Here is a 16,594-nt window from a genome sequence, read left to right as displayed (position 1 = left end):
AAACAGAGTTCGCCTTTGCATAAATATAATTGTACCACAGAAAGCGGAATCAGGACAGGAAATGTGGGGGCACTTGTCAAAAAATGACGAATGGGATAATTAGCCAGAAAAAATGGCCCCTGCTTATCGAACAGGATCCATAAAACCAACCTTCCACCAAATTGGTTGGAAGTCTGGGAGAGGATGAATAACAAACTTCAGGACAAATTAGTAATGCCAGATTTTTTCACCATAACAGTCATAAACCTGGCCGCCCAGGAGATCGAAGAATGCCATCATGGATTCACGGTATTTGCTTGCGCATGCGGTATCATAAAAGCCCCAGGTACCCTGAGCGTTCTGAATCGCGTTCCACATATGCTTACCGTTTTCAACGATCGATACCCGGATATGGTCCGGCTCGACGCAATTCCAGTCTACAAGCCCCGTAGACGGATTGAACGGTACCGACTCTAACATGGCACGGAATGCACAGGAAAACGCGATACAGACGCCGGTATTATTTGCAATTAGGGAATACGCATCCGATGCGTCACGCTCTTTATCCAAATCACCGAGAATATCCAGGCTGTACTCATAATTGGTGCTGATGTAAGTAAAGACTTCCGTTTTTGCCTGCTCTCTGGTCATGACATATGTTGCAGTATTCGGCACGTTTGCCTTTACCCATTCATCTGTCCAGGTAGTGCGCTCAATGATCATATTTGCCTTGTTCTGATCGAAAATAACCGTATTAGTGCGGTATTCTGCGTAGTATTCCGGTATTTCGTATCCGGAGCAGGTACGTGTTGCGTTAAAAAAAGAATCCGCCATTTCCTCATAGGAAAAAGTCTCTGCAGATTTTATGGTAGCTGTAAGAGTAGTACCATCATAGTGGAATCTGGAATCGGCGTTCGCAATGCTCTCCATGGTTGCGGCCTGCGCAGGAAATGCAAAGATTGTAGACAGTGTGATGGCTAAAACAGATTTAAAAATTTTTCTCATAATATGAACCCTCCTCAATTGACATGATGCAACGAATGCATCCTTCTGGTTTCATAACCGTCAATCGAGAGAATTCTATTTTTATCTACTTTCATTATACACTATATTTAGTGTATTATCAAATATTATTTCCCGAATATACTGAAAATAGTGGAAACGGATTGTCAGGATCGTAAATTGGACTTATACTGATAATAGTGTATAAAGAATTGAGGGGGTGCTGGTGACGATCAAATGTAAGATAGACATATTAAGGGCATTGAAGGAAGCCGGATATAGCAGCCATCGCCTCCGTAGTGAAAAACTCATTGGCGAATCAGCCATACAGGCGTTCCGCAAGGGGCATATTCAGGGGATCCATACGCTCGATGTGGTATGCGGGCTCTTACAAGTGCAGCCGGGCGATATTTTGGAATATGTCTATGGAGAGGATAACCATGATAACGATAAGGAACATTGAAAGAGCGGCAGACTGCGTCTCAATGCAGGTACACATCGAAGGAGACCGGGAAAACTTCTTCACGGTCCTCTTTGACAGGCAGACTGGAAGCGTGAAAGAGTGCTCCCGGGATGATGCGGAACCGTATATTCAGGCCGTATGCCGTGACTATTGGGATATTGTGAAGGACCATAGTGGGAAAGAAGAATACGTCCTCTTGTAAGAAAAAAGAGGGGAAAATGAATATGACAGATACGCAACAGAAAGCAACCGCAAAAGCATTTGCGGAGTATTGGAGCGGAAAAGGATATGAAAAGGGAGAGAGCCAGTCCTTCTGGCTGTCCCTGTTGCATGACGTATACGGTGTGGATCATGCAGAGCAGTTTATTACGTTCGAAGAACAGGTCCATTTAGATCATACATGGTTTTGACATTAAAACTACCACGGAAAGCAGCTGTGTGGCAGCTCTTATGAAGATGTATCAGGAATTGACAGCAAAGTAGGCAGGAAGGTTTTTGATGTACGCAGAAGAAATTATTGTTAAGAGGCTGAAACTCGTATACCCGGAAGGCACCAGAATTGAACTGATTAAAACGGATAGACCGGAAGAATTGCCGATCGGTACCCGTGGAACTGTCCGCAGCGTAGAGGAAAAGGGCGGTCTCATCATTGACTGGGATAACTGTTGCAATCAGCATATCATTCGTGGAATCGATAAGGTAAAGAAGATAGTTAGGTAATTGGAGCATATATAGTGAATCAGGTAGAAAAGAGGCTGGCTTATGAATATCCGTAATCAGGGAAAAGAAATCGTATTCAGTATTGACAGCTATCAATATCCATGGGAAAAACCAGATGGCGATGGTGATTATGCTGCCAATTGGCTTATGGTTAAGATTACATATTCAGATTCCGATGGCTCGCAGGAATATACAGATCCATGCCTTTTAACGTGGGAACTATACGACGTCATTAGAGAACTGGAGAAGGTTATCAATGGCGAAGAGTCCTTATATGTGTCTGAATTTTTGGAACCGTATTTGAAGTTCTCTTTCATGAAAGTTGGAGAGGATATTGGCATCGGTATTAGTTTTGTGTATGATACCACGGATGGAATCTGGAAGGATCGCCGGCTTGCAGAGTCGTTCACCGTGGAGACAGCGAAAGATATTTTGGAAGAGCTGAAGATGCTTAGTAAAAAATATCCGATCAAAGAGAGTGTAAAGAAATGACAAGAGAAGAAGTATTGGAATATTGCCGCAGGCAGTATCACACAGCACCGGATTATCCCTGGAATCACAATAACGCGGTGCTTCGCCATGCTGATAACAACAAATGGTACGGACTCATTATGACGGTAGATGGAGGTAAACTTGGGCTTTCTCCCAGAAAACAGGTTGAGATTCTGAACGTCAAATGTGATCCTGTCCTTTCCAGTTATCTGCGGCAGCAGCAAGGATTTTATCCTGCATACCATATGAACAAGGAAAATTGGCTTTCGATTTTACTTGCAGACTCAGAGAATGATGAGACCATCAAAAATCTGATTGACTGGAGTTACCAGGCGACAGCACAAAAGAAAAGTGTCAAAAGCAGAAAGGCGTAGTAAGCGATGGATTTTACAAAAGAAAAACTGCCTCCTGTGTTCCGGCGGAATGACAGGGAGTGCTACCTGGACCCGGTACGGCAGAAGCTGATCTATATTACACCGGAAGAGACCGTTCGACAGCAGGTGATCCAGTGGCTTTTGCACGAATGCGAAGTGCCGGCCGATATGATTCGGGTGGAGGAACACCTGTCTCATTATGGCATTGATACCAGGCGGAGAGCGGACATTATCGTGGATGCCATATCGACGGAAGATCACCTGATTCATCCGCTGGTCGTGATTGAATGCAAGGCTCCGGGCACGCTCCTTGGAGTAAAGACGTCCGATCAGATGGTGGATTATTCCGATAAGCTGGGATGCTATTACATGGTCATGACAAATGGAGTGGAGACGTTCTGTTATCATTATGATGAGAAAACCGGTGACTATCAGCCGGTTGATGGGCTGCCGCCATACGAAAAGATCCTGCAGGGAGCATATACATATTTAAAGCCATTGGAAATTCCGGAACGTCTTACCTGGAAAGAAATTATGGATGGAAACAGGTGGAAGGACTACATCTGGTCTGAGATGGGTGACGCTACACCGGAGCCAGTCCTGAAAGCGGCAACAAACCTCTGGGAGTGTCTGCTCTACCCGGAGCATCGGTTCCCACAAGGAAATTATGGACTTTTTAAGATGAAAGAGGACTTAGGGGTGCGTCTTCTGGAATACGGGAATGCGTCCGGCGGAAAGTTTTCCGGCCCATACCGTTCCTTCCTGGTGGAGTACAGGGGCAGTACCGAGATCGTCTCCATTGGTCTTAGCATCTACGTGACATCGGCGCACCAGGACGTCAATAAGACGGTATTAAACGTAGCTATCGACAATGAAAAAACGGCTCATCATGCTTTACAGCTTGTGTTGGATGATAATGTCCGTGTAGTCGGAAAGAACTGCTTTTTCTATCATCATGGGCGAATCGCCGTCGGGAAGATTGGATCTGGAAAGGTGGATGAACTGCGGGCATTTGTGGAAGATAAGGCGCCGGAGCTGATATCCGGAAAACAGTTTTTTCTCGGGAAGCTGCAAAGGCTGGTAAGTTCTAAATAGACTTTACAAATTGAAAAGACGTTAAATCCAGGAAGTACCGTAATCACAGCGATTGCGGTACTTTTTTGTGCCTGGAAGTGGAAAAAATGAAATCGGGTGTGAGATGCTGTAAAAAGTGGTGAAAATGGGAAAGTAGGAAACCGGTAGGTAACAAGTAGGAAACACAGAGAAGGTAACACTTTTTTAGCTACCTGCAGAAAGCGGAAATACCGCAACCACGAGGGTTACGGCATCTTTTCCAGTTCGGCTCTGAGCCACTCTAAGTCACGGTCTGTATAAGCCGCCTCTGTTATGTCGGTGATTCTGTGACCGACAAGTTTTTTGATAGTGTATTCGTCAACCTCGGCTTTCTTTGCCATGGTGATGAATGTCATTCGAGGGTCATGCGGTCGATGATCGTCTCTGAGTTTGAGAGCGGCGATCACTTTATCGAAACGGCCGGCATATTTGTCGTAGGTGATTGACATGCCGCCCTTCGGAGAATCCGGATCATTAAAGAGCCGGTGGCTTCCAAGTTCAAGGGCATAGTCGTAGTTTTTCTTAACCAGGTCAAATATTTTCGGGTGGATAGGCACCATACGGTGTCGCCCGGCCTGTGTTTTCATACCACCGACAATATAGCGTTCGTCAAGATGCACGTCCTCTAGTTCCAATATGGCGAGTTCTTGCGGTCGCCATCCCATGTAGCACTGTATGAGAACCCAGTCCACGAACCGGATTTTGCCGACGTTTCCCCAAAGCGTCTGCATCTCTGAGTCCTGGAAGATGATGTGGCCACGCTTTGCTTCTTCTTTTTCTTTGATGATGTCGTCCGACAGTTCAAATGTGCGGGCGTAGTTCTTATCAACAAGCTCATATTCGAGCGCATAGTCCAACATTAAATTAAACATAGACTTGATCCGGGATTTGGTACCTGCAGACGCAAGCACCTTTTCGCCCTTATTGGCTCCACGTGAAGGAATGATGTAGCCATCTTCCATTATGCCTTTGATGTGGCGGGCACGCAGATCCTTAACACGCATCCCGGCAATTGCGTGGCAGTAACTCCACGCTGACTTGATGGTACGGCAGGATGATTCGCTTTCCAGGGTAGGGAAGTAAGCTGCAGTCCATTTGTCGTAGAGTTCCGCCAGGGTCATAGCGGCATTTTGTATATCGTAAGGATTAGCTCCATACTCAGCGAGTGCCTGCAGAGCTTCCTTCTTAGTCTTGAATGTTCCAAGAGGAACACGGTTTTGTACGGTCTTTCCGGTCTGTTCGTCCGTGATCCAGCCGAGAGTAACACGAGCCAGGTAAGGTTTACGGCGGTTTCCGGAAAGTTTTGTCACACTGCCGTAGCCGTTAGGTAGCTTCATTCGGTAACCTTACTGATTCCACAACCGCAGGCAGGCCGGTGAAATCCGTTTTTACTGGTTCGAGTTTAAGGAGGGAAGAGAGCGTGATTGTTTTTTGCTCCGGCACCTTCTCATTAAGAACCGAGGTAGGTAGAACATAAAAGTCCCAGTAGTCGAGATCAAGAATTGAAACATCACGTGTACGAGCGGTAAAGACGCAGAACACATACAAATCACTGTTACGCATAGCCATAGAGGCGTAGGTAGCTCCATCCCAGGCAAATTTCTTTGCAATGTCGAAGCTAATCTGCGAGAACACATCTTCCGGAGTCCACGCCTGCAGATAAGCAGACGACTTGACCTCAATCCGGAGACCGGAAGGAGAAGTAAGGTCGAACGGTAACCAGTCGGCACGTGCGACATCTTTTGTTTCCAGGGCAGAGTGCACGAGAAATTCGGCAAGCACTCCACGGTGGGTATTGTTGAGCAGATCAGAATACGCCCAACGCCAAAAATCCTGCAGCATGATAGAAGTATCGGAACCGTGCAGGGTAAATGGTTCATTGCCGTTTAGTTGTTCCATGGTTTCCTCCGTATCTTTCCAGGAGCGTCCATAGGACACGCTTATCGTCGCTGGAAGCGACGGAATACAAGGACACGAGCATTTTATCGTCCGGGACATTATGCAGTCCAAGAAGGTAATCTACGGACACATCGAGGGCATCAGCTAGTAGAATGACATTATCGACGGTCGGTGTCCGCAGTCCGTTGAGGTAGCGTGAGATTGTAGCGGCAGTCACACCGGAAAGAGCGGCAAGGTCGTTACCGTTCAAGTGGTGTTCCTGCATACAATGCGAAAGACGCTCTGAGAATTTGTTAATATCCATAGGCGTAACCGGAGATACCGGTACCGCGTATGGAACAGTCTAAAAGTTTCTTGCACTCAGAGTCCGTAAGCGGACCGTATGAGTGAACCAATCCGAACAACTGCAGGTCAGTGAGCATAAGCCGGTGCTGCAGGTGCCGGATCTTTGCTACGACACCGTAGGAGCGATTCCTGGTGCCGTGATTGCAACTGTCACAAAAAGAGGAGAGATAAAGAAGTAATGCAGCGGCATCGTTCCCGGACCTCTCCTCATTGCGTGCCAGCTCAAAGTATTTGTTATTCATAGGCACATCTCCTCAGTACCGGCCGTAAAGCCGGTACCATTCTAAACTGATAATCTTTTTTCTTTGTCGAGGTATTTCTGAGACTCTGTATAGGCTTTCAGAAATCCCTTGAGTTCCCCGATAAACTCAAATTGTTTGTTCTGTGGCAATGCCCGGTACAGTTCGAGAAGTTCGTCCTCTTCTGCAGTGGTGAGCTTGCGGGCAGGAGCCTCTTCGCCGGTCAATAGGTAATGAACTGACACGCCAAGGAAGTCTGCAATCGGTTTGATGTATTTCGCTGGCGGGTCGCTATTGCGAGTTTTCCAGGTAGACATCGTAGATGTCCGAATGCCGAGGCGGTCGCACAGATCAGTAGCCTTTTTGTCCGTTTTTTCAAGGGTTTCAGTGATTCTTTCGATGATTTCCATAGGCAACCTCCGTGGTAAAAATAATACGCAAATAAGAGCAAAAACATTTACAAACTCGCAGATACGTGCTATAATAAATACATGAAATACAAAACAACTCAAAGTTGCGAGCCGAGAGATTGTACTTGTATTTCGCGCGTCTGTTTGCGAGTTTGTAAAGAGGTTTACTTACATTATAGCACGCAAATCAGAAAAGATAAATAGTTTTTACACAAATGCGAGAAAGGAGTGAAACGCAAGCATGAAGCAGGAAACATCACAGTGGGGCAAAGCTGTTAAAAAAGCAGTAATCGACCACGATATGACATTGAAGCAGCTGGCCGAAAAAATCGGTTACAGCAATGCGACTGTTTCCCAGGTAGTCAACGGCAGATATTCCAATTCAAGTTACAAGGTAATCGCTGAGAAGATCAACGAAGTGCTTGGAACGGAAGGACTGCCGGAGAGAACCGAAACACCGTCCGATGAATGGTGCCAGACAGTGAAGGTGGAACTGGTAAAACAGAGCATGACCATCAATGAGCTGGCGAAGCAGCTGGATGTCTCCAGGGATCGGCTGTCACTGGTAATTAACGGCAAGATGATGAACGAAGCAATCGTAAGCGGGGTGAATAACCTGCTCGGAATCCACCTGGTCGCTGTTCCAGCTGATAAGTAAATTATAGCGGAAGGGTAGGTAACAAGAAATGGGAAGAGGCCCTACAAACGAGAACACAAATATGTATTTCCAGGCCAGGAAAAAGGCGGCAACATACAACGAGAGACTATGGAGCCGTGAAGGAGCTGCAGAACTGTTGGGAATATCGGTTTCAACATTGGCAGATTATGAGCTTGGCAATACGAAGGTTGTCCCGGTGGACAAGGTGGTGCTTATGGCTGACCTCTACAACGCCCCGGAATTGATTACTGGGTACTGTATGCGAGAATGCCCGGTACACGGATTCCTACCACTGGCAACCGAAGAGAAAAGTTTAGAAGGAATTGCATTAAGGCTTTTGCAGAACTTCAATGAGGATTCATTGAAGAATATGCGAGACAGTCTGATCGAGATAACTGCAGATGGAAAAATCACAAAGGACGAATTACCAGCCTTGGAAAAAATCATCGGGCAGCTCGAAAAGATGGCAGAGGTAATAAGTGAAATGAAAATTGCCGGAGAGAAGTATTTGAACGGCAAGTAAGCCGGAGCAACGCCGGAAAGGAGTTCAGAATTGAAGAAAGCAAGTAAGCGAAGAATATTGTTTGCGGCAAGAATGGCAACGATGGTCGGAGCTGCCTGTTTTGCAGTAAGTGGCATTTCAGAAACGCTCGGGCAGGAGAAAGAAAAAAGCCGGCCGGTCTACATAGCCACAGAGGAAGTGGCAGAGACGACGTATATGCCGGAGGTTGAAGAGGCAACGCAGCCAACGGAGACAGCAAAGGCAGTTGAGACAGAAGAACCGTTGATTGCAAGTATGGATTGGGACAAGGACGATTCTTACCTGCTATGCAAGATAGCAATGGCCGAAGCTGAGAGTGAAGGCGTGAAAGGAAAGGCACTGGTTATGCTGGTAGTCCTCAACAGAGTTTGGAGCGATGAGTTCCCGGACACAATCGAGGAAGTGATTTTTCAGAAGAACCAGTTCAGTCCAGTAGCAAACGGAAGATACGACGCAGTAGAGCCGGACGAAGAGTGCTACGAAGCATTGAAGCTGATCCAGGTAGACCATTGGAATGAAAGCCAGGATGCTTTGTATTTTGAGAGCAAGAGCGACAGTAAGTGGCACAGCGAGAATTTGGAATTTCTTTTCAAGTACGGCAAGCATTACTTCTATAAGTGAAAGGAACAGGCGGTATGAGAAGATTTAGAAAGAAAGTCAGAAGATTTGTGAGACTGTATTGGTTTTGGGTAAGCCTGGGACTGGTCCTCACAAAAGTATCGGTTGAAGCAGCGTACATCGAGAGAGGCTATAAAGCCTACGGCGGTGAGTGGCTGGTTTTACCAGTGGTGTTGATCGTCGGATATTTCGTAAATGAGGCGAGAATGTACCTGCCGGACTTCATCGAAGAATGGAGAGAGGAGAAAGCCTATGAGCGAAGAGTTGCAGAAAATCGTAGACGAGTACAGAGAGAAAGAAATTCACATCTCAGATGAAGAGGCTGAGCAAATCTTATGGTTGTGCAACCGGAAGATGGATATAAGCAAGATTGAGAACAGAGAGGAATACCTGCCGTTGTTATTCAAGGACGAGGTTAAGAACTATCTGTTCAGATGCTCGGTAAACGCTACGACGTTTTTGAGAAGATTGGAGGCAGAAGGAATATGTGTGCAGAATGCGGTATGAACCCATGCCATCCAAGATGCCCGAACGCACCGGAGCCGGTACCGGTTCACGAATGCGTGAAATGCGGGTACGGAATCCTGGTAGGAGATAAGTTTTGGGATTCTCCGGAAGGGAAGATTTGCGAAGAATGCGTGGATGATATGAGCGCAGAAGAAATATTAAAGTTGTGTGGCGAAAGCCTCACGGAAGCAGAAAAGGAGGAAAGGTAGTATGGCAGAACAGAATGCAGTGGCAACACAGCAGGGAACGCAGTTAAGTGTAGCAGCGCAGGTTAAGAGCATGATTTCCCAGGACGCAGTAAAGAAGAAATTTACGGAAGTCTTAGGGCAGAAAGCACCGCAGTTTTTAGCATCCATTACGAATGTGGTTGCTGGATCAGCACAGTTAAAGAAATGCCCGGCAACAACGATCATGAGCGCAGCGTTTGTAGCAGCAACCTACGATTTGCCGATTGACAGCAATTTAGGGTTTGCGGCAATCGTGCCTTACAACAACAATAAGTACAATCAGCAGACGAGACAGTGGGAGAAACATCCGGAAGCACAGTTTCAGATGATGTACAAGGGATTTATCCAGCTGGCGATCCGCTCCGGATATTATGAAAAGATGAACTACTCGGTTGTCTATAAGGACGAGCTGGTTTCATACAATCCGATTACCGGAGAGGTTGAGTTTGTGACGGACTTCTCGAAGTGTACGCAGAGAGTCGAAAGAAAATCGGAGAACATCGCTGGCTATTATGCTTGGTTTAAGTTATTGACCGGTTTTAGAAAAGAACTGTTTATGACAACGGCAGAGGTTGAGAACCATGCCCGCAAGTATTCGACAGCGTACAGATACGACCTGGAAAATAACAAGAAGGGCAGTACGTGGACGACAGATTTTGAGGCAATGGCATTAAAGACGGTTATCAAGATGCTCCTCAGCAAGTGGGGTATTTTGTCAGTGGATATGCAGAGAGCAATCCAGGACGATCAGAAGGTTTACGACGAGGACGGCGAAGGAAGTTACGGTGACAACCAGCCGGACATCGTAGAGGCACAGGACCCGTTCGGTAATATCGAGCATAAAGAAGAGGAACAACAGATCGGTGGCTTAGATTTGGAAGAGGTTGAATAGGAGGAAGAAGAATGCAGCTGACATCAGAAAATTATTATAGCCAGGAGGCTAACCAGGAGTACATGAGCGTATCGGGGTACAAGGATTTTGCCGGAACCTACGGCAAAATGCCTTGCGAGTTCTACGGAATGGAGAAATTGAACGGACGCTGGGAGGACGAAAAGAGTACAGCGCTGCTGGTAGGAAGTTATGTAGACAGTTATTTTGAGGGAAGCCTGGAACAGTTCAAAAAGGACAATCCGGAAATCTTCACTCAGAAGGGAGAGCTAAAGGCGAACTTCAAGCAGGCAGAGGAAATCATCGCCCGTATCGAGCGAGACGAATACTTCATGAAGTATATGAGCGGTCAGAAGCAGGTTATTATGACAGGAGAACTGTTCGGAGCGAAGTGGAAGATTAAGATGGACTCATACATTCCGGGAGTGGCCATCGTTGATTTGAAGGTTATGGCATCCATTACGGATTTGAAGTGGGTAAAAGACATCGGCTACCTCGATTTTGTCCGTTACTGGGGTTACGACATCCAGGGTGCGGTCTACCAGGAAATCGTGAGACAGAATACCGGCGAGAAGTTGCCGTTCTTCATTGCAGGAGCAACGAAGCAGACAGAGCCGGACATCCGCATTATCCACGTAACAGACAACTACCTGCAGGAAGCGTTGCACATGGTAGAGATGAATATGCCGAGAATCCTCAGAGTCAAGAACGGAGAGGTTGAACCGGACAGATGCGAATTGTGCGATTGCTGCAGACACAACAGAGTGTTAAAGAAGCCGATCTCGATTATGGACTTGACAGCAGGCATTTAAGGAGATAGGCGGTGAATGAATGGCAGACAACAGAAAGTATTACTACCTAAAGCTGAAAGAGGACTTTTTCGACACGGACGAGATGAAGATTTTGGAGAGCATGAAGGATGGATATTTATACAGCAATATCCTGCTGAAACTCTATCTGAAAAGCCTGAGCAATTCCGGCAGGTTGATGTATAGAAATGTGATTCCGTACACGCCGGAAATCCTGGCAACTTTGACAGGGCACCAGGTAGGCACCGTCGAGAAAGCGTTGGATGTATTCAAGAAGCTGGATTTAATCGAGATGCTAGATAACGGAGCAATTTACATGATGGATATTCAGAACTTCATCGGCCAGTCGTCCAGTGAGGCTGACAGGCAGAGAGAATATTACAACCGCATGAAGGCCGAGAAGGAAGCACTGGCAGGAGAAAGCACAGAAACACCGGAACTTCCGGAGTCGAAAGAACCGGTACTACCTGCAGAACAGAAGTCAAATAAGGCGATTGGTAATTACACCACGGATTTCGAGGAATTGTGGGAGGCGTACCCAAGGAAGGTTGATAAAGGACAGGCATACAAGAAGTATAAGGCACGCCTGGAAGATGGTTTCTCACATGAGCAGTTGTATGAAGCAGTAAAGAACTATGCGGCACAGTGCAAGAAGCAGAGAACGGAGACAATGTACATAAAGCACGGCAAGACATTCTTAGGAGAGTCAACGCCGTTCCTGGACTATCTGCCAAAGGACAAGCCGGTTCAGAGAGAAGCTGAGTACGACGACAATGAGAATCCGTTTGGAAGGAGTGAGTGACGATGAATTTGGATTTGCAGAAGGTTTTACCTGCAGAAGCATTCGAGACAGAGCAGAATAAGGGCGACTACATCGGCAAAGACGGACTGCTTTACTGCGGAGTCTGCAGAACCAAAAAGCAGACCAGGTTGCCTGCATCGGATTTTACCGGAGACAAGGAGATGATCGTTCCATGCATCTGCAAGTGCAAGGTTGAGGAGAACAAGCGTAAGGAAGAGGAAGAAAAGAAGAGGCAGGAAATGCAGCGCTTGGAAAGGCTGAAAGCCAGCAGTCTTATGGATGCCAAGCTGAAAGCAGCAAGGCTGGACGGATACCAGGTGAACGGAGACAATCAGAAAATCTACAACCTTGCAGGCAATTACGTGAAAAGGTTTGATGAAATGTACGAGAAACGCCAAGGGATGTTGTTTTGGGGGACGGTCGGAACCGGGAAAAGTTACACGGCCGCCTGTATTGCGAATGAGCTGCTGGATCAGATGATCCCGGTGGTTATGACATCATTCGTGAAGATACTGCAGAACATCCAGGGCAACCCCGACGAGGAAGAGAGAATAATGGCGGGACTGAATGCAGCAAAGCTGCTGATTATCGACGACCTGGGAGCAGAGAGAAGTACCGATTATGCGTTAGAGAAGGTGTACAACATCATCGACAGCAGGTATTTATCCGGAAAGCCGCTGATCCTCACTACGAATATGACATTGAAGGATATGCAGGAGACAGAGGACATTCGATACAGACGTATCTACGACAGAATATTTGAGATGTGCTTTCCGGTAAGGTTTGCAGGCAGAAGTTGGAGAGAAAAGGCGGCGTCGAAGAGGTTCGATGCCATGAAGAATTTAATGGAGGAATAACAGCATGGGATTGATTAAGGTGGCAGAAATTAGCATTGACAAGCTGGAAGATCGCAAGACGGTTACGACAATCCTGCACGAGAACGGTTATACCGTCGGGCCAGGGAAGAGAAAAAAGACAGAGACCGGAAAGCAGTTAGATTACTACTTGAAGGTGTATGTGGAGGAAGGCACAGACAAGGCAGAACTCTACAAAGCAACAAGCGGAAAAACGAAGGTGACAGCCAAGAAGGTGACGGATAAGATGTCGGCCGAGATTGGCGACAAGGCATAGGAGGCAGAAAGTGGATGAAGATATGAAGCAGATTCGTTTTACAATACCGGGACAGCCATTCGGGAAACAGAGACCGAAGTTTTCAAGAACAGGGGCGTATGTCAAGACGTACACTCCGAAAGAGACCACCAGTTATGAAAACCTGGTGAAGCTGTTTTATAACGGAGCAGCCAAAGGAAAGATGTTTCCGGAAGGGGCAATGCTGGATGTAAGGATAATTGCATATTACGAAATTCCGAAGTCCACCAGCAAGAAGAAGCGCAGGGAAATGTTGGAACACAGGATCAGACCAACCAAGAAGCCGGACTGGGATAATATCGGCAAGATTGTTTGCGACAGTCTAAACCTGGTAGCGTACCACGATGATTCAGCAGTCGTGGACGCACAGGTAAGGAAGTTTTACTCAGAAACGCCGAGGGTTGATGTGATGATAAAGGTCGTAGGACCGGATCAAATTTAGGAGGTAGACAATGGCAGGAAGAAAGAAAACTGAAACAGTGGAAGCAGAAGTTGTTGAGACAGCGGTAGTACCGGCAGGGAAAATGGAGTTCAGACTGATTAACCCGACAGAGGATGGTTTTCTCAGACGCATTCAGTGGAACAAGGAAGAGCTGGAGGCTGCAGTAAGAGCCAAGATTGCTGGTTACGAGAATGTGGTTTACACCGAGGAAAACATTAAGGCAGCGAAGAATGACAGGGCAGAGCTGAACAAGCTCATTAAGGCTATTGAGGAGAGAAGAAAACAGGTAAAGAACATCATCAATAAACCTTATGCAGTGTTCGAGGCAGAGTTAAATGAAATCACGGCACTTATCAATGAGCCGGTCGCACTGATCGACCAGCAGGTAAAGGCGTTCGAGGAAAAACAGAAGGAAGAAAAGAAAGAGGCTATCAAGGCTACCTACGATGAAAATATCGGAGATTTGGCCGAGGTATTGCCGTTTGAAAAGATTTTCGACAGCCGTTACCTTAATCAGACATATAAGCTGGTAACCGCACAGAAGGAAATCGTGGACAAGATCGACACGGTTAAGACGGATTTGGAGACTATCGACAGCCTGGATAGTAAGTATAAGCTGAATGCGAAGGATGTGTATATCAAGACCCTGGACCTCAGCAAGGCACTGGCAGAGAACAAGAGGCTGGCAGACCTGGAAGAAAAACTGGAAGCAGACAAGCGCCGTAAGGCCGAGGAAGAAGCTGAGAGAAAACGCCAGGAAGAAATCCGCAAGCAGAAGAAAGCTGAGGAGCAGGCAAAGCGTGAGGCAGAAGAAGCGGAGCGTAAAGCGGCAGAAGCTAAGAAAGCACAGGAAGCCGCCGCAGAAGTCGAACAGACAGAACCTCAGTCCGAAATGGGTAAGGCGATTGAGTCTATTGAAAAATCGGCATTCGCCCAGGCAGTAGCCGGAGAAACGCAGGCGGCACCAGCAGCGCAGGTGGTTGATCCGTTTGCACCAAAAGAAGAACCTGAGCGGGAAAAGAAGTACAGAGTACGTTTCTTTGCAGACGGAACTAAGGAGCAGCTGGGGAAACTGATTGCTTTTATGAATGAGAACAATATCAAATACGGCAAGATTGCAAAGGAGAGTAAGTGATGAATGATTTTGACAAGAAATTGGATTTCGACAGCAATACCTTCGAGAATATGAAGCACGATATGAATTTTGTTCTGCAGAGACTTCTTGGAAACATGATTGAGAAGCAGTCCAACGAAGGAAGTATGACAATTAAGATTGACGTTACCATGGTGAAGGAATTTATCCCGAACTACGACCCGAATATCAAGGGAGAGTCCAGGGAGATTAGCAAGCCGCAGTTCAAGCACAAAGTCACATCTGCAGTAAAGATTACCGACGAGAAAGGCGGAAATCTCAACAACGAGATGGAGATGGTTATGGATGAAGAGACTGGTTGTTATGTATTACAGCCGATTGCGAACACCCAGCAGAGAACGATTTTTGATTCAGACTTCATGCAAGGTCAGAAGCGGGAAGGCGAAGGAAACGAGGATATTATCGACGGTACATACATCGATGCAGATGTGAGACCGGCGTTACCTGGACCGGCAGACGAAGAGAAGCCTGCGAAGACAGAGGAAACAGACACCAAGCCTGCTGGGGAAGAAACACAGGCGGAAGAGAACGGCGAAGAGCCGGGAGATACACCGGACGAGGAACCTAACGAGGAAGAGCCGGAGGATATTACCGACGACATCCTGGGTAATGCAGACACAGAAGGTTACGATTACGAAGATCCGGAGGAGTAGATATGGGACTGATGAAACCAAGAGTGAGCAGTTATGTAGACAGAGGCAATGAGTTGATTGCAAAGGGCAAGACCAAGCAGGCAATGAACCTGGTAAGCCACGGCCTGCAGTATTACTCAGAGAGGGTTATAGACAGCATATCTCCATACGCCAAGAATGATGCAGGACTGATTGTTTTAGTCCTGCGCCACCTGGCAAATGAGATTGAGAAGAATAACCAAGGAGCAAAGGAACTGGCGGCTGGAATGGAGAAGTGCGTAGGCAAACCTTCCCTGCAGGAGATTGAGAAAATCAAGAAACCAAATAGGAGGTAGTATGCTATTTGAAAAAAGAATACGTGCAATCGTCAAAGACGAACTCAAAGGACAGATAAGGAAACAAACGCTTAGGATACGAGTGTTGGATTCCTGCAGAAGAGTGGCAGAAAGATTCGGGAATCCAGCTGGTGACAGCTATTACAGCGAATCGGAAGAAATAAAAGAGGCTATAGACAAAGAATTAAAGTATGTAGGCGAAGTGTATGGGATAGAGATACGATCATACATTAGCACAAGGTATACGGATATATTCGGAGTTGAATGCAAATATGACGAGTATCATTTTGAAGTCAAGGAAAAAGGCACGGATAAATGGATAGACATTGACGAGTGGTAAGGAGGCAATATGAATACACCGGAGAGCGATATGGAACAGGCGAAATTTGCGAGAGAATGGGTAAGAGCACACGCTGCAAAGAAGATGGCAAAGTATGAGAAAAAACTGAGAAGAGCTGCAAAGGATTTCTTCGGGCATCCGGTAGCGATCGCATATTTGAAGCCTGGCGTGATGCTTGAGATCAAAGATACCGGAGAAAAGGCAAAGATTGTAGCGGACGAAGAGGAAGGATAAGCGATATGGCAAGAGGTTTCTTATACGTGTATGAGCGGATATACAAAGGAGAGACTGAGATGCAGACTAAGTTCCGGAAGATACCGGTCAACGGTAAGCGAACATCAGTTGCAGATCAGAAGAGAGTCCGGAAGGTTATCTCAGACAATGCGCACAGAATAGCGCAGGAATGTTCGGTGCTGGTGAGCTATCCAAAAATGAGAATTGAGGGTACTGCAGTCA

At 46.6% G+C, this 16,594-nt stretch carries 28 protein-coding genes and 1 pseudogene; 23 read left to right on the top strand and 6 right to left on the bottom strand.

Features of this window, described 5'->3' with window-relative positions; all coding sequences use genetic code 11:
• Positions 1-207: 207 nt before the first annotated feature.
• Positions 208-984 carry a hypothetical protein gene (locus GPK90_RS10845; protein ID WP_215702959.1) on the bottom strand — a complete coding sequence of 259 codons (777 nt, stop codon included), beginning with the start codon at positions 982-984 and terminating at the stop codon, positions 208-210.
• Positions 985-1,201: 217 nt separating this feature from the next.
• Here GPK90_RS10845 and GPK90_RS10840 point away from each other — a divergent pair, with 217 nt between their 5' ends.
• From GPK90_RS10840 to GPK90_RS10810, 7 genes and pseudogenes are all read left to right on the top strand, one after another.
• On the top strand, positions 1,202-1,444 hold the full coding sequence (locus GPK90_RS10840; RefSeq protein ID WP_346011245.1) for a helix-turn-helix domain-containing protein: 243 nt from the start codon (positions 1,202-1,204) through the stop codon (positions 1,442-1,444).
• Positions 1,422-1,646: a hypothetical protein gene (locus GPK90_RS10835; protein WP_215702958.1), complete on the top strand. Its 225-nt coding sequence runs from the start codon at positions 1,422-1,424 to the stop codon at positions 1,644-1,646. The genes GPK90_RS10840 and GPK90_RS10835 overlap by 23 nt, the downstream gene beginning before the upstream one ends.
• A gap of 22 nt (positions 1,647-1,668) precedes the next feature.
• Positions 1,669-1,851 (top strand): annotated as a pseudogene (locus GPK90_RS10830) (type IIL restriction-modification enzyme MmeI); the annotation flags it as partial.
• A 91-nt stretch (positions 1,852-1,942) separates the two neighbouring features.
• Positions 1,943-2,164 carry a DUF4314 domain-containing protein gene (locus GPK90_RS10825; protein ID WP_215702956.1) on the top strand — a complete coding sequence of 74 codons (222 nt, stop codon included), beginning with the start codon at positions 1,943-1,945 and terminating at the stop codon, positions 2,162-2,164.
• Between the two features lie 42 nt (positions 2,165-2,206).
• Complete coding sequence (locus GPK90_RS10820; RefSeq protein WP_215702955.1) at positions 2,207-2,656, top strand: WapI family immunity protein; 450 nt, start codon at positions 2,207-2,209, stop codon at positions 2,654-2,656.
• A complete protein-coding gene (locus GPK90_RS10815) occupies positions 2,653-3,030 on the top strand; it encodes an MmcQ/YjbR family DNA-binding protein (RefSeq protein ID WP_215702954.1) in 378 nt (125 codons plus the stop codon). The genes GPK90_RS10820 and GPK90_RS10815 overlap by 4 nt, the downstream gene beginning before the upstream one ends.
• Positions 3,031-3,036: 6 nt before the next feature.
• Entirely contained in the window at positions 3,037-4,125 is a 1,089-nt protein-coding gene (locus GPK90_RS10810; protein WP_215702953.1) for a type I restriction enzyme HsdR N-terminal domain-containing protein, read from the top strand.
• Between the two features lie 224 nt (positions 4,126-4,349).
• Here GPK90_RS10810 and GPK90_RS10805 read toward each other — a convergent pair whose 3' ends face one another.
• From GPK90_RS10805 to GPK90_RS10785, 5 genes are read right to left on the bottom strand one after another with little or no spacing between them, the layout of a single operon-like run.
• On the bottom strand, positions 4,350-5,480 hold the full coding sequence (locus GPK90_RS10805; protein WP_215702952.1) for a tyrosine-type recombinase/integrase: 1,131 nt from the start codon (positions 5,478-5,480) through the stop codon (positions 4,350-4,352).
• Complete coding sequence (locus GPK90_RS10800) at positions 5,467-6,042, bottom strand: hypothetical protein (RefSeq protein ID WP_215702951.1); 576 nt, start codon at positions 6,040-6,042, stop codon at positions 5,467-5,469. The genes GPK90_RS10805 and GPK90_RS10800 overlap by 14 nt, the downstream gene beginning before the upstream one ends.
• Complete coding sequence (locus GPK90_RS10795; RefSeq protein ID WP_275950584.1) at positions 6,020-6,346, bottom strand: helix-turn-helix domain-containing protein; 327 nt, start codon at positions 6,344-6,346, stop codon at positions 6,020-6,022. The genes GPK90_RS10800 and GPK90_RS10795 overlap by 23 nt, the downstream gene beginning before the upstream one ends.
• Positions 6,336-6,629, bottom strand: a complete 294-nt coding sequence (locus GPK90_RS10790) for a hypothetical protein (RefSeq protein WP_012742978.1) — start codon at positions 6,627-6,629, stop codon at positions 6,336-6,338. The genes GPK90_RS10795 and GPK90_RS10790 overlap by 11 nt, the downstream gene beginning before the upstream one ends.
• Before the next feature lie 41 nt (positions 6,630-6,670).
• Complete coding sequence (locus tag GPK90_RS10785; protein WP_012742976.1) at positions 6,671-7,036, bottom strand: helix-turn-helix domain-containing protein; 366 nt, start codon at positions 7,034-7,036, stop codon at positions 6,671-6,673.
• A gap of 241 nt (positions 7,037-7,277) precedes the next feature.
• Between GPK90_RS10785 and GPK90_RS10780 the strand changes: the two genes are divergently transcribed.
• The 16 genes from GPK90_RS10780 to GPK90_RS10705 all read left to right on the top strand — a co-directional run.
• Positions 7,278-7,694, top strand: coding sequence for a helix-turn-helix transcriptional regulator (locus GPK90_RS10780; RefSeq protein WP_215702950.1), 417 nt, complete (start codon positions 7,278-7,280; stop codon positions 7,692-7,694).
• Positions 7,695-7,722: 28 nt separating this feature from the next.
• Positions 7,723-8,217 carry a helix-turn-helix domain-containing protein gene (locus tag GPK90_RS10775; protein WP_161117619.1) on the top strand — a complete coding sequence of 165 codons (495 nt, stop codon included), beginning with the start codon at positions 7,723-7,725 and terminating at the stop codon, positions 8,215-8,217.
• A 30-nt stretch (positions 8,218-8,247) separates the two neighbouring features.
• Positions 8,248-8,856, top strand: a complete 609-nt coding sequence (locus GPK90_RS10770) for a cell wall hydrolase (RefSeq protein WP_252197421.1) — start codon at positions 8,248-8,250, stop codon at positions 8,854-8,856.
• Between the two features lie 14 nt (positions 8,857-8,870).
• Positions 8,871-9,170 (top strand): hypothetical protein, encoded by a 300-nt coding sequence (locus GPK90_RS10765; protein ID WP_049757235.1) that lies wholly within the window; start codon positions 8,871-8,873, stop codon positions 9,168-9,170.
• Positions 9,171-9,528: 358 nt separating this feature from the next.
• Positions 9,529-10,479 (top strand): recombinase RecT, encoded by a 951-nt coding sequence (locus tag GPK90_RS10760; protein WP_346011244.1) that lies wholly within the window; start codon positions 9,529-9,531, stop codon positions 10,477-10,479.
• 11 nt (positions 10,480-10,490) lie between these two features.
• Positions 10,491-11,288: a PD-(D/E)XK nuclease-like domain-containing protein gene (locus GPK90_RS10755; RefSeq protein WP_215702948.1), complete on the top strand. Its 798-nt coding sequence runs from the start codon at positions 10,491-10,493 to the stop codon at positions 11,286-11,288.
• A gap of 19 nt (positions 11,289-11,307) precedes the next feature.
• The gene (locus GPK90_RS10750; protein ID WP_215702947.1) at positions 11,308-12,087 is read left to right on the top strand and encodes a phage replisome organizer N-terminal domain-containing protein; all 780 of its coding nucleotides are present in this window, start codon (positions 11,308-11,310) and stop codon (positions 12,085-12,087) included.
• Positions 12,088-12,089: 2 nt separating this feature from the next.
• Complete coding sequence (locus GPK90_RS10745) at positions 12,090-12,944, top strand: ATP-binding protein (RefSeq protein WP_215702946.1); 855 nt, start codon at positions 12,090-12,092, stop codon at positions 12,942-12,944.
• 4 nt (positions 12,945-12,948) lie between these two features.
• Positions 12,949-13,218 (top strand): hypothetical protein, encoded by a 270-nt coding sequence (locus tag GPK90_RS10740; RefSeq protein ID WP_215702945.1) that lies wholly within the window; start codon positions 12,949-12,951, stop codon positions 13,216-13,218.
• Between the two features lie 10 nt (positions 13,219-13,228).
• Positions 13,229-13,678: a RusA family crossover junction endodeoxyribonuclease gene (locus GPK90_RS10735; protein WP_346011243.1), complete on the top strand. Its 450-nt coding sequence runs from the start codon at positions 13,229-13,231 to the stop codon at positions 13,676-13,678.
• A 10-nt stretch (positions 13,679-13,688) separates the two neighbouring features.
• A complete protein-coding gene (locus GPK90_RS10730) occupies positions 13,689-14,813 on the top strand; it encodes a DUF1351 domain-containing protein (protein ID WP_215702944.1) in 1,125 nt (374 codons plus the stop codon).
• Complete coding sequence (locus tag GPK90_RS10725; protein ID WP_215702943.1) at positions 14,813-15,484, top strand: hypothetical protein; 672 nt, start codon at positions 14,813-14,815, stop codon at positions 15,482-15,484. Before GPK90_RS10730 ends, GPK90_RS10725 begins: the two co-directional genes overlap by 1 nt.
• 2 nt (positions 15,485-15,486) lie before the next feature.
• Positions 15,487-15,798: a hypothetical protein gene (locus tag GPK90_RS10720; RefSeq protein WP_215702942.1), complete on the top strand. Its 312-nt coding sequence runs from the start codon at positions 15,487-15,489 to the stop codon at positions 15,796-15,798.
• A gap of 1 nt (position 15,799) precedes the next feature.
• Positions 15,800-16,138 carry a hypothetical protein gene (locus tag GPK90_RS10715; RefSeq protein WP_215702941.1) on the top strand — a complete coding sequence of 113 codons (339 nt, stop codon included), beginning with the start codon at positions 15,800-15,802 and terminating at the stop codon, positions 16,136-16,138.
• A gap of 9 nt (positions 16,139-16,147) precedes the next feature.
• Positions 16,148-16,372: a hypothetical protein gene (locus tag GPK90_RS10710; RefSeq protein ID WP_215702940.1), complete on the top strand. Its 225-nt coding sequence runs from the start codon at positions 16,148-16,150 to the stop codon at positions 16,370-16,372.
• A gap of 5 nt (positions 16,373-16,377) precedes the next feature.
• A partial coding sequence (locus tag GPK90_RS10705) for a hypothetical protein (protein WP_215702939.1) occupies positions 16,378-16,594 on the top strand: 217 nt, incomplete at its 3' end.

Origin of the sequence: Clostridium sp. MCC344 (genome assembly GCF_018785365.1) — a bacterium.
In the GTDB taxonomy this organism is placed as follows: Bacteria; Bacillota; Clostridia; order Lachnospirales; family Lachnospiraceae; genus Pilosibacter.
The sequence above is the reverse complement of the archived record's forward strand: the minus strand, read 5'-3'. Positions and strand labels throughout refer to the sequence as shown.

Coding starts and splice junctions, on each gene's coding strand:
- GPK90_RS10845 (WP_215702959.1), bottom strand. CDS start 984: ATGAGAAAAATTTTTAAATCTGTTTTAGCCATCACACTGTCTACAATC.
- GPK90_RS10835 (WP_215702958.1), top strand. CDS start 1,422: ATGATAACGATAAGGAACATTGAAAGAGCGGCAGACTGCGTCTCAATG.
- GPK90_RS10825 (WP_215702956.1), top strand. CDS start 1,943: ATGTACGCAGAAGAAATTATTGTTAAGAGGCTGAAACTCGTATACCCG.
- GPK90_RS10820 (WP_215702955.1), top strand. CDS start 2,207: ATGAATATCCGTAATCAGGGAAAAGAAATCGTATTCAGTATTGACAGC.
- GPK90_RS10815 (WP_215702954.1), top strand. CDS start 2,653: ATGACAAGAGAAGAAGTATTGGAATATTGCCGCAGGCAGTATCACACA.
- GPK90_RS10810 (WP_215702953.1), top strand. CDS start 3,037: ATGGATTTTACAAAAGAAAAACTGCCTCCTGTGTTCCGGCGGAATGAC.
- GPK90_RS10805 (WP_215702952.1), bottom strand. CDS start 5,480: ATGAAGCTACCTAACGGCTACGGCAGTGTGACAAAACTTTCCGGAAAC.
- GPK90_RS10800 (WP_215702951.1), bottom strand. CDS start 6,042: ATGGAACAACTAAACGGCAATGAACCATTTACCCTGCACGGTTCCGAT.
- GPK90_RS10795 (WP_275950584.1), bottom strand. CDS start 6,346: ATGGATATTAACAAATTCTCAGAGCGTCTTTCGCATTGTATGCAGGAA.
- GPK90_RS10790 (WP_012742978.1), bottom strand. CDS start 6,629: ATGAATAACAAATACTTTGAGCTGGCACGCAATGAGGAGAGGTCCGGG.
- GPK90_RS10785 (WP_012742976.1), bottom strand. CDS start 7,036: ATGGAAATCATCGAAAGAATCACTGAAACCCTTGAAAAAACGGACAAA.
- GPK90_RS10780 (WP_215702950.1), top strand. CDS start 7,278: ATGAAGCAGGAAACATCACAGTGGGGCAAAGCTGTTAAAAAAGCAGTA.
- GPK90_RS10775 (WP_161117619.1), top strand. CDS start 7,723: ATGGGAAGAGGCCCTACAAACGAGAACACAAATATGTATTTCCAGGCC.
- GPK90_RS10765 (WP_049757235.1), top strand. CDS start 8,871: ATGAGAAGATTTAGAAAGAAAGTCAGAAGATTTGTGAGACTGTATTGG.
- GPK90_RS10755 (WP_215702948.1), top strand. CDS start 10,491: ATGCAGCTGACATCAGAAAATTATTATAGCCAGGAGGCTAACCAGGAG.
- GPK90_RS10750 (WP_215702947.1), top strand. CDS start 11,308: ATGGCAGACAACAGAAAGTATTACTACCTAAAGCTGAAAGAGGACTTT.
- GPK90_RS10745 (WP_215702946.1), top strand. CDS start 12,090: ATGAATTTGGATTTGCAGAAGGTTTTACCTGCAGAAGCATTCGAGACA.
- GPK90_RS10740 (WP_215702945.1), top strand. CDS start 12,949: ATGGGATTGATTAAGGTGGCAGAAATTAGCATTGACAAGCTGGAAGAT.
- GPK90_RS10730 (WP_215702944.1), top strand. CDS start 13,689: ATGGCAGGAAGAAAGAAAACTGAAACAGTGGAAGCAGAAGTTGTTGAG.
- GPK90_RS10725 (WP_215702943.1), top strand. CDS start 14,813: ATGAATGATTTTGACAAGAAATTGGATTTCGACAGCAATACCTTCGAG.
- GPK90_RS10720 (WP_215702942.1), top strand. CDS start 15,487: ATGGGACTGATGAAACCAAGAGTGAGCAGTTATGTAGACAGAGGCAAT.
- GPK90_RS10715 (WP_215702941.1), top strand. CDS start 15,800: ATGCTATTTGAAAAAAGAATACGTGCAATCGTCAAAGACGAACTCAAA.
- GPK90_RS10710 (WP_215702940.1), top strand. CDS start 16,148: ATGAATACACCGGAGAGCGATATGGAACAGGCGAAATTTGCGAGAGAA.